Source organism: Corynebacterium lubricantis DSM 45231 (assembly GCF_000379425.1).
Classification (GTDB): Bacteria; Actinomycetota; Actinomycetes; order Mycobacteriales; family Mycobacteriaceae; genus Corynebacterium; species Corynebacterium lubricantis.
Genome location: NZ_KB902194.1, coordinates 22,738 through 35,282 on the forward strand (window position 1 = coordinate 22,738; position 12,545 = coordinate 35,282).

The following is a 12,545-nucleotide window of genomic DNA, read 5'->3' on the forward strand; positions in this document are numbered from 1 at the left end:
CTTTCCTGTGATCCCCTGCAGAAGGTTCCCTGACTCACCTACGCTTGGGGCATGACTTCCACACTCCTCGTAACCGTCGACGGCACGCAGATCGTCGATACGCAAGACGAGCACGCCGGTGACGGCGACACCACCCTCGACCTGACCTATTCCTCCGTGAACTACAAGGATGCGCTCGCGCTCAACGGCAACAAAGGTGTCGTGCGCATCTGGCCGATGGTGCCAGGCATCGACGCGGTGGGCACCGTCGTCGAATCGCCTACGCTCGAAGCCGGAACGCTGGTCACGGTCAACGGCAGCGGCATCGGCGAGACCCGCCACGGCGCGTACACGCCGCGCATGCGCATCGACGCCTCGCTGATTACCAAAGTGCCTTCGCGTTTCGACGATTTTTCGGCCGCCGCCATCGGCACCGCCGGCTACACCGCCGCGCTGAGCGTGCTGGGCCTCGGCGACTTCGACGGTGATGTCGTGGTCACGGGTGCCACCGGCGGAGTGGGTTCCATTGCCGTGCAGCTTCTTTCCTCGTTGGGAAAAAACGTCATCGCGGTGACTGGTCGCGTCGACGAACACGGCGACTACCTGCGTTCCCTGGGAGCTGCCGAGGTCATGGACCGCGCCGAGCTCTCCGAGCCCGGCAAGCCCCTGCAGAAGGGACGCTTCGCCGCCGCCGTAGACACCGTGGGTGGTGTCCCGTTAGCGAACGTTCTTGCCCAAGTACAGATGGGCGGTGTGGTCACTGCCTGTGGAAACGCCGCCGGTGCCGACCTACCCACCACCGTGTTGCCGTTCATCTTGCGCGGAGTGGCACTCAAGGGCATCAACTCTGTTACCGCCACGCCAGAGCTTCGCGACGAGGCCTGGCAGCTGCTCGCCAACCACCTCGATCTCGATTCCCTGGCGTCCATGACCACTACCGTCGACCTCGCCGGCACCATCGAGGTGGGCAAGTCACTGCTGGCGGGTACACACCACGGACGCACGGTAGTTAAAGTGTCTTAAATGACCGATCTCATTCTGGAATCCCCCTCCGGCTCAGTCGAACTCTCCCTTCCCGAGGGCTGGACGAGCGCCGATCTGACCACCGAAATAGATTCCGCCTTTGACCTGTCCGACGGCACGTTTAGCGACGATCCAGTCAAGGCCCTGACCACGCCCGGTCAGTCCATTACCTACACCGCGGGCGAGTCGGAGGTGGCCATCACCGTCACCGGTGAGTTCGGCGTGTGGGAAATGATTTCGGGGGCCTACCCGCGCCTCACCCCGCTGATCGAGGCCGCTGATCTTTCGCAGTACACGCAGCTTAGCGACGATGACCTGCGCTCACTCTCCGAACACATCGGTAAGGTACTCGACCCGATTATCGAGGAAGTCTCCGAGCAGGACATCGACTTTCCCCAGGTACCGGTGGGTTCCACACTGCAGACGGTGCCTGTGGCCGCCGGCTTCACTGGAAAAGGGGAGGCGGAACAAGCCGCATCCTCCCTGGTCAAGCTGCTCATTTCGGCAGAGCTAGTGAAGTACCGCCGGGATTCCTTGAAGCCCACCAACCTTGGCGAGGCCTGCCTTGACCGCGACGTCGAGTACGTGATTGCCCTCGAGCAGACCTTCCCCTGGGTGTTCAATGCCAACGAGCAGGTCGAGGCCATCGTGAGCACTCTGTTCGCCTACCTCGGCCAGAACAAGGCCGGATCCTTGCTCGGTGTGGATTCCCGCGACGTGGACAACGCATACTCCGAGGTCATCCACGAGATCACCGGCAATCACGTCACCCCGACCTCCACGCTCAACCGCGACCTGCGCACGCTGCTCGACCTGGAGAAGGTCAACCCGCTGGTGGGCACGCGGCAGCCAACCGCGGCGGGCAAGAAACTGATGGGCTACCTGCTCGCGCAAATTTAGCTCTGAACGTTATCGACCAACAGACCTTTCGCGGCCCAAAACAGGCTGAAAAACCGCTCTTGGTCGATTCCAGTATCGACCAACCGCAGCGCGTGGGGGCTACTTCACCACCAGGTTGACCATGCGACCAGGCACGACGATGGTTTTCACCAGATTCTTGCCGTCGGTGAGCTCGACAACCTTTGGATCGGCAAGCGCGATGGCTTCGAGCTCGTCCTTGGATGCCTCGGCTGGGACCTGGATGCGAGCCTTGACCTTGCCGTTGATCTGCACTGGGATTTCCACGGTGTCGTCGACTAGCCACTTCTCGTCGTACTCAGGGAACGGCGCGAAGGTGATGGACTCGGTGTTACCCAGGCGCGACCACAGCTCCTCAGCGATGTGAGGTGCCAGCGGGGAGACCATCTGAACCAGTGGCACGACAGCCCCGCGCGGAACCAGGTCCGGGTAGGTCTTGGTCAGGTAGTTCACGTACTCGATGAGCTTGGCCACCACGGTGTTGTCGCGCAGGTTCTCGTAGTCATCGGCGACACCCGCGATGGTGCGGTGGAGGTGCTTGTTGTCCTCATCGGTCAGGTCGGCCTCGGAAAGAAGCGCTTCGCCGGTTTCTTCGTCGACAAGCAGACGCCACAAACGCTGCAGGAAGCGGTGCGATCCGACGACGTCCTTCGTCGCCCACGGGCGCGAGGTGTCCAAAGGACCCATGGACATTTCGTAAACGCGCAGGGTGTCGGCGCCGAATTCCTCGCCGATCTCGTCAGGAGCCACGGCGTTCTTCAGGGACTTGCCCATCTTGCCGTACTCCTGGTTGACCTCTTCGCCCTGGTAGTAGAACTTTCCGTCGCGCTCTTCCACCTCGGCGGCAGGCACGTAGACGCCGCGGGAATCCGTGTAGGCGTACGCCTGGATGTAGCCCTGGTTGTAGAGGCGGCGGTATGGCTCCTTGGAGGTGACATAGCCCAAATCGAAGAGCACCTTGTGCCAGAAGCGGGAGTAGAGCAGGTGCAACACGGCGTGCTCGACGCCGCCGACGTAGAGGTCTACGCCGCCTGGGTCGTTCTCGGAGCGAGGGCCCGTCCAGTACCGCTCGTTCTCGATGTTGCAGAACTCTTCGGAGTTGTGTGGGTCGATGTAGCGCAGCTGGTACCAGGACGAACCCGCCCACTGTGGCATGACGTTGGTGTCGCGGCGGTACTTCTTTTCGCCGTCGCCCAGATCCAGGGTGACGTTGACCCAGTCCTCGGCCTTGGCCAGGGGAGGAGCGGGCTCGGAGTCCGCGTCGTTCGGGTCGTGGGAGACGGGGTTGTAGTCCTCGACCTCTGGCAGTTCCACCGGCAGCATGGAATCTGGCAGCGCATGGGCGTGGCCGTCCTCGTCGTAGACGATGGGGAATGGCTCACCCCAGTAGCGCTGGCGGGCGAAGAGCCAGTCGCGCAGCTTGTACTGGATGCGCGCAACACCCTTGTTGTTGGCCACGAGCCACTCGTTGGCCGCGTCGATGGCCTCCTGCTTGCCTAGGCCGTTGATGTCCAGGCCTTCGTCGTTGGCGGAGTTTACGTGCTCGCCCTCGCCGGTGTAAGCCTCCTCGGCGATGTTGCCGCCTGCGACAACCTCGCGGATAGGCAGGCCGAAGGCGGTGGCGAACTCGTAGTCGCGCTCGTCGTGCGCTGGCACAGCCATGATCGCGCCGGTGCCGTAGCCCATAAGAACGTAGTCCGCGATGAAGACCGGGATCTCCTCGCCGTTAACCGGGTTCACGGCGTACGAACCGGTGAAAGCGCCCGTCTTCTCCTTGTTTTCCTGACGCTCCAGGTCCGACTTCGCAGCGACGTCGCTCTTGTACGCAGCAATCGCCTCGGCAGGGGTGGACTTGCCGTAGGTCCAGCGCTCGTCCACGTCGTCAGGGTAGGACGCAGCAGTGAGCTTTTCGACGAGTTCATGCTCCGGCGCGATGACCATGTAGGAAGCACCGAACAGGGTATCCGGGCGGGTGGTGAATACCTTCAGCTCTTCGCCGTTGGAGGTGAAGACGACCTCGGCGCCACGAGAGCGACCGATCCAGTTGCGCTGCATGGACTTGACCTTCTCTGGCCAATCCAACAGCTCCAGATCATCGAGCAGGCGATCCGAATATGCGGTGATGCGCATCATCCACTGGCGCAGGCGCTTGCGGAATACAGGGTAGTTGCCACGCTCGGAGCGACCGTCGGCGGTGACCTCCTCGTTGGCCAGCACGGTGCCCAGGCCAGGACACCAGTTCACCATGGAGTCAGAGAGGTAAACCAGACGGTAATCGTCGATGGCTTGGCGCTGCGCATCTTCATCAAGGGCGGAGTAATCGCGCCCGTCCTTGGTCTTGCGCTTGCCGGAGTTCAATTCGTCGATAAGCTGATCAATCGGGCGCGCCTTCTGCTGCTCCTCGTCGAACCATGCATTGTAAATCTGCAGGAAGATCCACTGCGTCCACTTGAAGAACTCCGGGTCCGTGGTAGCAACGGAGCGGCGCATATCGTGGCCCAGGCCGAGGGAGGCGAGCTGCTTGCGCATGTTCTCGACGTTGTTCATCGTGGTCGTGCGCGGGTGGGTGCCCGTCTGAATTGCGTACTGCTCTGCGGGCAGGCCGAACGCGTCATAGCCCAGCGTGTGCAGGACGTTCTTGCCGCGCATGCGGTGGTAGCGCGCGAAAACGTCCGTAGCGATGTAGCCCAGCGGGTGGCCAACGTGCAGGCCAGAGCCAGATGGGTAGGGGAACATGTCCTGGACGAAGAGCTTGTCCTCGGGCAGCTTTTCATCCGTGGCTAAGTCACCGACAGGGTTCGGCGCGTTGAACGTGCCGTTGTCCTTCCAGTACTTTTGCCACTTCTTTTCAATGTCGTTGGCCAGGTTGGCCGTATAACGAAAAGCAGGTCCCTCAGTCGCATTGGTCATGGTTAGACAGTGTAGTAGGCGCACTAGACACGTGGGGAGCTAGGGCACGCTGGGCGGGATTGGAATTGCTACCAGCCCATCTGGTTGGCGCACTGCTGAGTCCAGCCTGAAGTACCGTCGGTAAAGAAGGTTGTTCCTGTCTGGTGCAAGGACGGATCGCCACACGAGGCAACTTGCTTGTCCATCACGTAGGGATCGGTTTGACCAGGCGCTTCTGTAAAACCGACAACTGGCTCGGGTGCTTGCGGTTGTGGTTCTGGTTGAGGTGCGGGTTCGGGAGCTTCCTCGACGGTTGTTTCGGCTGGCGCTGGTTGTGCTGGAGCAGGTTCGGCAGGCATTTCGCTGCTCGGAGCAACTTTTTGCGATGTTTCTCCCTCCGACTTCACCTCGATTCTCACGTCCGTCTTGTCGCTGACCTCGAAATGGATCAGGTCGACGTTGTCTTGCACTGCTATAAATGCTGTCCCAGTGGCGGAGTAACCGGGGAATTCATCTAGGAGATTGAGGATGGTTTCCCCACCTTCGCACGCAACTTCTGGATCTACCGCCGAGATTTCACCTTCAGTTGTCGAAGCTCGCCACGGACTTCGGCGAAATGGCGAAGTGAATTCAGGGTCCGCGTTCTCGGGCATCGTCGCTTCGAGCTCCAAAGCAATGAAGCGGCCCTCTGCACTGTTGTCATAAGTTTTGCACTCTGCGTCGGGATCAATGTCGGCGATTTCAATCGTCATGCAGGTTGTTGGATCTACATATGAACAGGGGACATCGAAACTGTCCCCAACTTTGAGCACCTTATCTTTCAGGTCTTGCGATGCACCGGTTGTGGTTGGTTCCGATGCGACTGAGTTCGTGGGCGTGGTTTCTGGAGTTTCTGGTTCAGTGCTGGAACAAGCACCCAACGCCAAGGTCGTGGCGATGACGAGTGGAAGAAAGCGGTGGCGCATAGTGGCCTTTCAAGTGCATAGATTCATATATTTACCGTGAAAACTATGACTCTAAGGGACCGGCTCGACAGCAGCTCCACTTCTCGAGAAGGGGGTTCGAAAACTTGACGCTATTGCCTTGCAAGGGAACTCCCCCATACTGTCCGACCCGCGCAGTACGTTGGCAATATGAAGGATCCAGATACGGCAGACTTCCGGGCGCACGGCCCTCTCCCTGTGCCTAATCGCACTGGCCACGAACCCATCCTCGACGCGAACGGTTCCGCTCTGGGTACGCTGACTTCCTTTTGGCAGTGGGCATATTCCCAAACTCTGGAAAACAATCAGCGCGGAGTCTTTGCTGAGTACCTCGTTGGACTTGCCCTAAATGCAGTGCGTGGCCAACACCGCGTCGAATGGGATGCCTACGATCTCAAGACCCCTGACGGAATCACGGTCGAAGTGAAATCCTCTGCCTACCTGCAGTCTTGGCCACAAGAAACTCCCAGCCAACTGAAGTTCGGGATAGCTGAAACCAAGGGCTGGACGGCCGAAACAAACCTTTATGCCGAATCCGCGTCGCGCAAAGCCCAGGTATATGTATTTTGCGTGCTCACCGCAGTTGATCCTGCCACCGTCGACCCCTTAGACACCCGGCAATGGGACTTTTACGCCGTTCCCTCCTCGCAGCTTAACGACGAGTTTGGCCACCAGAAATCCATTTCTCTTTCTCAACTCCTGGCACGCCTCAACCCCGAGAAGTTAACGTTCAATCAACTCGAAGCTGCGGTTCGCGATGCTGGCTTTTACCCCAGAGCATAATCTTCCTCACCCCTACCCGGAACCAAGCACTTTCGTTAAGCTAAAGAATGTACGGAGTGCGCTAATTTTTCGGACTTCACCAGGCACATTGGGGCACTCTTCAAGTCTACGAACGGAAGGATGATCACCATGAATAGCAGGAAAATTGAAGGCGTCAGTCCCATCGACGAGAAGTACATCGACGAGCGCGAGATGGTCTCCGAGGGCGGACCCCTTGGCCCCGAGAACTACCACGATGGACGCTCCACAGAGAAGAACATCCAGCAGCTTACTGACGATTTCCTGAAGAAAGCCCTCCACTCCGAAAAGGGTAGGGAAGCGAAGCTCCTGGCCAAGGACGGTCCGCTCCGCCAGACGGTGATTGCACTGCGTGCCGGCGAAGTAATGGCAGAGCACAACTCACCACCAGCTGCCTCCGTGTTCGTCCTTCACGGATACCTCAAGGTCACGGGCCTGGATGAGGAAGTGGTGAAGGCGGGCGAGATCAAGATCTTGACGCATCAGCGTCACTCCGTTGAAGCGTTGCAGGACGCGGTATTTGTGCTAACCACCGTCACTGGCGTGGAAACGGAGTAGCTAGGCAACAAATTCTTCACCGAGGTAGGTAAGTGCAGGCTCTAGGCAGTTGGCAATGCCGTAGCCGACGATGAGCTTGCCTACCTCAGTGAGTTGTTCGTGCTCCATGGTGAACGGCTTTGTCTTCTGTATGCCCAGAACCTGGCGCAGAATGTAATTCATCGCGTACGAGTGCAAGGCTTCATGCGTGTGTGGCTGGTGGCAGTACTGGTGAATCATTTCGGCCTGTTCAGCAGCAGGAACGCCAAGTGCTCGTTCGGATTTCGCGGGCCCCAGGTAGGCGATCATGGCATCCATAAGCGCGACGGGAGTGTCAGTGTCACCGATCGCATAAGGTGTTGCCCGAATTACTGCAGGCACAAACAGTGATGGATCCGCTAGAGCATCGCGACCGAGCTCAGTGAGTACGATTCCACCGCAGCTCATGTCCACGTCAACGAGCTCTGTCCCCATCAGGAATGCAGTCAGCGTAATCTGCTGCAGCTGCTCGTCAAATTGTTCAAGCTTCTTTGTATTGCGCTTGAGCCAGCGACGAAGATGCTTGTCAGGCACCATGGTCCCCTCCAAGTCCACATGTGGGTGCCTCTGATCAATCAACCGAAGCAGGGAACTCAGCCTGCCAGCCAGGTGGGCTGCCATGCGAGCATGGTCCTCATCATGCATGTACTCATGTTCGTCGGTGAAATTGCACGCCTGCAGGAGCGCCAGCACTTCATCATTATGTTTATGCTCTTGGCCAGACCTTTTCGACATTACAAACTTCAGCATGGCAACCCGTGCCAGCCTGCGGACTTCATCCGGGTCTAAAACGGACGGCTCTGCCGTCGGTGGATCAACGGCTTCGGCCGCAACGAGTTCCTGGATCACCGGCGACTTCCAGAGAAGGCCCCGCACCCACGCCTGCTCAATTTCGGAGAGCGGAACGCCATCCGTGTTAAACCCGCAGTCCTGCAGCGTGAAAATCGCATCTTCCAGCGCGTCGTCAGCATCAATGAGATCCGGGGTGAACCCGAAACCCTCATGGAACGCTTCTCCCACGTCTGCATCAACATCGTAGTCGCGGATAGTGACCGCTACCAGCAACAATGCAACCGTGGAATGGCCCAATGGTATTTCAGCCCCAGCATTTACAAGGCCGAGGTCGATGGGTTGTTCATTCATCTCAGCCAGGTCATAAAGTTGGGCCAAAGCGCTGATCTCTTGGTCAATGGTTGGAGCGGACATGGCGATTTCCCCCTGTAGGTATCACCGGCCGAATGTGGCGGCCAGGCGTTCGTCGATAAGCAATGTGCGCATACCGGGCCTCCCCCAAGGCCCTTGCGGAAGTATGCTGACGCCCAACCTAAATCACGTGCGCAACTTGCGCGAGACCTGCCCAAATAGCCTGTGGATAACCCTGTCCAGGAATGTGGTTATCCACAGATTTCGGACATTAAGGCTTCTCAAACACAATGAGCAGGCCATCTGTGCCACCGGGACCGACGCGGCCCTTCACGGAAGCAGTGGTCATGGACTTGTAGGTCCAGCCGTCCTTCGCATGCTCGTTGAGCACCTTTTCAATCTTTTTCGCGTTGAGCTTGTCGCCGACAAGGCCTTCGCGTATTTCCACAACTTTGTATTCCATGACCTGAGGATACGCCGGGTGGCACGGCCAGGTAAGGCGACGCTTATTGCCATTCATTTCCATTAAAACGATAGGCTGGGACGCATGAGCGAGCACTTTCACGATTCATGCACCCCCGATCTCGAGCGGGATCTCATTGTCAGCGGCATCAAGGAACCACACAGCCACGCGGCTCACGATCTCGCGGCGCCAACACGCGCACAGCCAATCGTGCAGGTCACAGCCCAAAACATTGACGAAGAGGTAGTGCAGCGCTCGGCGAAGGTGCCCGTGTTTGTGCTGATCGGCTCGCCGGTCCAGCAGGGGATGAACGCGCTTTCTGCACAGCTGCGCAGCCTCGCGGAGAGCGCCGGGCTGCGGTGGATCCTGACAGTGATCAACCCGGATCTCGACCCGGTGGCCGCCTCACATTTCCGCCCGCGCCAGCTCCCCGCCGTGTATGCGGTTGCCGACGGCGCCAGCATCGCCCTTTTCGAGCCCAGCCAGCCCGGCCGCGACATCGCCGATTGGATCACGGAGATCGTCGATCGCAACGGCACGCAGCTGCCCGGCCTCGACCCGGAGGAGATCCCGGAGCAGGACTCGGCGACACAAGGTCACGATCCGCGGTTGCTACGGGCCGCGGAGTCCGTCGATGCGGGGGAGTTTGAGTAGGCAGTTTCGCTTTACGACGACCTGCTGGCCGCCACCCCTAACGACCCCACATTGTTGCGGGCCCGCGCCGCAGTCATGGTGCTAGTGCGCGCAGAGCGGATTGATCGCACAACGGATCCACTCGCTAGGGCAGCGGTGGCACCTTCAGACGTATCTGCCGCTCTCGATGCCGCGGATGTGGACGTACTTCTCGACTTCCCGGCGCGCGCCGTGAACCGGCTCTCGGTGCTGATGGCGACTGCCTTGGCTGAGGAGCGCGAGGTGCTGCGGGTTCGCTTGCTGGAACTGATGCGGTTGCTCGACCCGAACGACCCGGCGATTCTCATGGCGCGCGAGAGGATCGCTAGCGCGGTGCTTTAATCGCTGGCTTCGAGGAGGGTGGACACCTCGTCGTCGCTAAGTGTTGCTGCCTCGAAGTCGCGGAGAAGCTGCTGGCCGTCGAAATCGATGCCGATAAGGACGAGCTCGCTGCCTGGGGTGAGATCGGAGTTTGCCCAGTACATGGCCGGGCGGATAGAGAGATCGGGGCCGGCCTGGTGCCAGACCTGGGCGATGTCGAGGTGGTCGGAGATCCAGCAGTAGCCCTTGGAGCGGACGAGGCCGCGCGAGCTGCGCAGCACATTGAGCAGACGCTGCTTATCGAAGGGGCGATCGGAGCGGAAGACGACGGAGCTGATGCCGTATTCCTCGGTCTCTGGGGTGTGGGGGTTGGCGAGTTCCTCGGCGTAGCCTTCGTAGGCGCGGGCGGTAGCTTCGTCGTAAAGCTGTGCCCCGAGGATCTGATCGATCACGGAGCGACCCTCGACGGTGCCGTTCTCGAGGACCTCGACGCGGGCGCGCGGGTTCATGGCGCGCACGAGCGCGATGGTGCGTTCCTCGCGCTCAGGCGTAACGAGGTCGGCCTTGGTGATGTAGATGCGATCGGCGAATTCAACCTGGTCAATGAGCAAATCGGCGACGGTGCGCTCGTCCTCGGGAGTGGCGGCGCGGTCGGCGTCGGCGAGCTTGGTGTGGTGGCCGAGCTGGTCGATGAACTGGACGGCATCGACGAGCGTGACCATGGTGTCGATGGGCGCGACGTCCGCGAGCCGGGTGCCGTCCTCCCATTGCCATTCGAAGGTCGCGGCGACGGGCATCGGCTCGGAGATCCCGGTGGATTCGATGAGTATGTGGTCGAAGCGGCCGCCTTTGGCCAGGTCACCGACGGAATCGACGAGGTCCTCGCGCAGGGTGCAGCAGATGCAGCCGTTGGAGAGCTCGACGAAACGGTCCTCGCCACGCGTGAGCTGGCCTTCCGCTGCAATCAGCGCTGCGTCGATGTTGACTTCGGAGAAGTCGTTGACGATGACCGCGATTTTCTTGCCGTTGCTGTTTGCGAGCACCTGGTTGAGCAGCGTGGTCTTGCCCGAACCGAGGAAGCCCGACAGGACGGTCACGGGTGTCTGAGAGGCCATGGGTGGCCCACCTTTCTGAAAACTATTTCCAACTAACCCTTGGTAGTGTAGCGGACTTATTGGGAATAGATTTCATTTGGTGGGGCGGTGTACTTGGACGCGGCTTCCTTTCACTCCTACCATCTTGCCTCAAGGCCACCGCATGACGTTGCTATATGCCAAGCAAATTCGCCACATGTAAATCAGAAAAATCTCATATTTTCACACGTCAACGCCGTTCTGTCCTAGCAGAATTGACATATGTCATCATGTAAAACCATATGTCGAAAGATTTTGCCATATGCTGAATCTCAGAATCAGAATTTTTCGAAGCAGGCAAGCTTTGAAATACCTAGCTTGCAGTGGGTTTCGAACAATGAAAGTTGGCCATGAGCACCAAGGAATTGCTACTCCAAGCAGAAATCCTGATCCAAGAACTTCGTGATACAGGTGACGACAACTACTTTGTCGAGGCAAAAGCCGCGCGCAATGGATTCCCCGAAATTGAAACTACCCTTAGTGCATTCGGAAATAGCCCGAAGGCGGGGTAATTCTCTTTGGTCTTGAGCAAGGCGAAGGGAGTTTCGATGTGGTTGGAGTTTACGATGCCTCAGATGCCGTAAGAGTACTCGCTTCCAGGGCGCGCAAAGCCATCGAACCACCAATGCAATTAGGCGCAATTACGTCTCTGAGCATCGAAGGGCATTCAATTGTCTATTGTGTAGTTCCTCCTCAGCCACTAGACAAGAAACCCTTCCGCGTAAAGAAAACGAAAAAGGCATATATCCGATCCGGAGACGGGGACTACGAGCTCAACGACAGCGAAGAACAGCTCTTAGTCAATCAACGGTCAGAGCCTATTCATGAACAGGAGCCGGTACTCGACGCATCAGTCGAAAATGACCTTGCCGACGACTTGCTGGAACAGTATCTCCAAGCAAGAATTTCCGAAGCTCCGCGACTGCAGATGCTCAGTCGCCAAGAACAACTCGTCCGAACGAGCGTAATTGACCTGGAAACGGGTAAGCCCACGTTGGCCGCAATATATGCATTCGGCATCCACCCTCAGCAGTTTTTCCCCACACTTTCAGTGAAGGCTCGGGCGATTCCGGCCATTCCCAGCCAGGAGGGTGTGCGAATCATCGAGCCTCGGGATATAGGAGGACCGATTCCTGACCTTTTGGAATCGACAATGGAATGGCTATCCAAAGTTTCACTTAATGCTGTCTCCTTTGATCCAAGCGGCCATGGAAAGAACGTCACAGAGCTACCAGGAGTTGCAGTCCGCGAAATCGTCGCGAATGCACTAGTCCACCGAGATCTTTCGGTCGCAGGCAGAATTGAATACGTAAATGTAATAAAAGAAGGAGGAAAGCTGACAGTTTCCAACCCTGGAGGACTCTGGGGACTTAGCGTTAAACAACTCGGCAGGACCAACCCAAAGCCAAGAAACCCCATCCTGTACGGGATGTGCTCGAAGATCGCTACCCAAAACGGAAACAGAGTAATCGAAGCAAGCGCTACTGGCATTCCTGGGGGTTGCGTCCAATAGTGTGGTGTACAGCTACCGCCTGGTGANCCCCCCCTGCCGACCAGCAAGGAGACCACCGCGGTACCTTTCGACTCAGCTCCTACACATCCTCGAAAGGACACCAACGATGGCCTCCGCGCCCAATCATATCG

The 12,545-nt window shown here is 58.6% G+C and carries 13 protein-coding genes; 8 read left to right on the plus strand and 5 right to left on the minus strand.

Going from position 1 to position 12,545, the window contains the following annotated elements; all coding sequences use genetic code 11:
• Positions 1-51: 51 nt before the first annotated feature.
• Entirely contained in the window at positions 52-1,002 is a 951-nt protein-coding gene (locus A37O_RS0107160; protein ID WP_018296821.1) for an acrylyl-CoA reductase family protein, read from the plus strand.
• A complete protein-coding gene (locus tag A37O_RS0107165) occupies positions 1,003-1,902 on the plus strand; it encodes a hypothetical protein (RefSeq protein WP_018296822.1) in 900 nt (299 codons plus the stop codon).
• A 99-nt stretch (positions 1,903-2,001) separates the two neighbouring features.
• Here A37O_RS0107165 and leuS read toward each other — a convergent pair whose 3' ends face one another.
• Both leuS and A37O_RS0107175 read right to left on the minus strand, forming a co-directional pair.
• A complete protein-coding gene (gene leuS / locus A37O_RS0107170) occupies positions 2,002-4,830 on the minus strand; it encodes a leucine--tRNA ligase (RefSeq protein ID WP_018296823.1) in 2,829 nt (942 codons plus the stop codon).
• Positions 4,831-4,898: 68 nt separating this feature from the next.
• Entirely contained in the window at positions 4,899-5,561 is a 663-nt protein-coding gene (locus tag A37O_RS0107175; RefSeq protein ID WP_245533809.1) for a hypothetical protein, read from the minus strand.
• Positions 5,562-5,942: 381 nt separating this feature from the next.
• Between A37O_RS0107175 and A37O_RS0107180 the strand changes: the two genes are divergently transcribed.
• Positions 5,943-6,575: a hypothetical protein gene (locus A37O_RS0107180; RefSeq protein WP_018296825.1), complete on the plus strand. Its 633-nt coding sequence runs from the start codon at positions 5,943-5,945 to the stop codon at positions 6,573-6,575.
• 129 nt (positions 6,576-6,704) lie between these two features.
• On the plus strand, positions 6,705-7,151 hold the full coding sequence (locus A37O_RS0107185; protein WP_342661950.1) for a cupin domain-containing protein: 447 nt from the start codon (positions 6,705-6,707) through the stop codon (positions 7,149-7,151).
• On the opposite strand, the gene A37O_RS0107190 is transcribed toward A37O_RS0107185, so the two are convergent.
• On the minus strand, positions 7,152-8,375 hold the full coding sequence (locus A37O_RS0107190; protein WP_018296827.1) for a hypothetical protein: 1,224 nt from the start codon (positions 8,373-8,375) through the stop codon (positions 7,152-7,154). It lies immediately after the preceding gene.
• A 208-nt stretch (positions 8,376-8,583) separates the two neighbouring features.
• A complete protein-coding gene (locus A37O_RS0107195; protein ID WP_026196223.1) occupies positions 8,584-8,775 on the minus strand; it encodes a DUF4177 domain-containing protein in 192 nt (63 codons plus the stop codon).
• An 84-nt stretch (positions 8,776-8,859) separates the two neighbouring features.
• Here A37O_RS0107195 and A37O_RS0107200 point away from each other — a divergent pair, with 84 nt between their 5' ends.
• Complete coding sequence (locus tag A37O_RS0107200; RefSeq protein WP_018296829.1) at positions 8,860-9,429, plus strand: thioredoxin domain-containing protein; 570 nt, start codon at positions 8,860-8,862, stop codon at positions 9,427-9,429.
• A 75-nt stretch (positions 9,430-9,504) separates the two neighbouring features.
• Positions 9,505-9,789, plus strand: coding sequence for a tetratricopeptide repeat protein (locus A37O_RS0107205; protein ID WP_083912616.1), 285 nt, complete (start codon positions 9,505-9,507; stop codon positions 9,787-9,789).
• On the opposite strand, the gene A37O_RS0107210 is transcribed toward A37O_RS0107205, so the two are convergent.
• On the minus strand, positions 9,786-10,883 hold the full coding sequence (locus A37O_RS0107210) for a GTP-binding protein (protein WP_018296831.1): 1,098 nt from the start codon (positions 10,881-10,883) through the stop codon (positions 9,786-9,788). The two genes, A37O_RS0107205 and A37O_RS0107210, sit on opposite strands and share 4 nt — an antisense overlap.
• Before the next feature lie 368 nt (positions 10,884-11,251).
• On the opposite strand from A37O_RS0107210, the gene A37O_RS16455 reads away from it, so the two are divergent.
• Positions 11,252-11,413, plus strand: a complete 162-nt coding sequence (locus tag A37O_RS16455; RefSeq protein WP_018296832.1) for a hypothetical protein — start codon at positions 11,252-11,254, stop codon at positions 11,411-11,413.
• Between the two features lie 38 nt (positions 11,414-11,451).
• Positions 11,452-12,414 carry a putative DNA binding domain-containing protein gene (locus A37O_RS14900; RefSeq protein ID WP_018296833.1) on the plus strand — a complete coding sequence of 321 codons (963 nt, stop codon included), beginning with the start codon at positions 11,452-11,454 and terminating at the stop codon, positions 12,412-12,414.
• The last annotated feature ends 131 nt before the right edge of the window (positions 12,415-12,545 follow it).

Bases quoted from the DNA above. Each gene is read 5' to 3' on its own strand.
- A37O_RS0107160 (WP_018296821.1), top strand. From the start codon at position 52: ATGACTTCCACACTCCTCGTAACCGTCGACGGCACGCAGATCGTCGAT.
- A37O_RS0107175 (WP_245533809.1), bottom strand. From the start codon at position 5,561: ATGACGATTGAAATCGCCGACATTGATCCCGACGCAGAGTGCAAAACT.
- A37O_RS0107185 (WP_342661950.1), top strand. From the start codon at position 6,705: ATGAATAGCAGGAAAATTGAAGGCGTCAGTCCCATCGACGAGAAGTAC.
- A37O_RS0107180 (WP_018296825.1), top strand. From the start codon at position 5,943: ATGAAGGATCCAGATACGGCAGACTTCCGGGCGCACGGCCCTCTCCCT.
- leuS (WP_018296823.1), bottom strand. From the start codon at position 4,830: ATGACCAATGCGACTGAGGGACCTGCTTTTCGTTATACGGCCAACCTG.
- A37O_RS0107190 (WP_018296827.1), bottom strand. From the start codon at position 8,375: ATGTCCGCTCCAACCATTGACCAAGAGATCAGCGCTTTGGCCCAACTT.
- A37O_RS0107205 (WP_083912616.1), top strand. From the start codon at position 9,505: ATGGTGCTAGTGCGCGCAGAGCGGATTGATCGCACAACGGATCCACTC.
- A37O_RS0107210 (WP_018296831.1), bottom strand. From the start codon at position 10,883: ATGGCCTCTCAGACACCCGTGACCGTCCTGTCGGGCTTCCTCGGTTCG.
- A37O_RS16455 (WP_018296832.1), top strand. From the start codon at position 11,252: ATGAGCACCAAGGAATTGCTACTCCAAGCAGAAATCCTGATCCAAGAA.
- A37O_RS0107200 (WP_018296829.1), top strand. From the start codon at position 8,860: ATGAGCGAGCACTTTCACGATTCATGCACCCCCGATCTCGAGCGGGAT.
- A37O_RS0107165 (WP_018296822.1), top strand. From the start codon at position 1,003: ATGACCGATCTCATTCTGGAATCCCCCTCCGGCTCAGTCGAACTCTCC.
- A37O_RS0107195 (WP_026196223.1), bottom strand. From the start codon at position 8,775: ATGGAATACAAAGTTGTGGAAATACGCGAAGGCCTTGTCGGCGACAAG.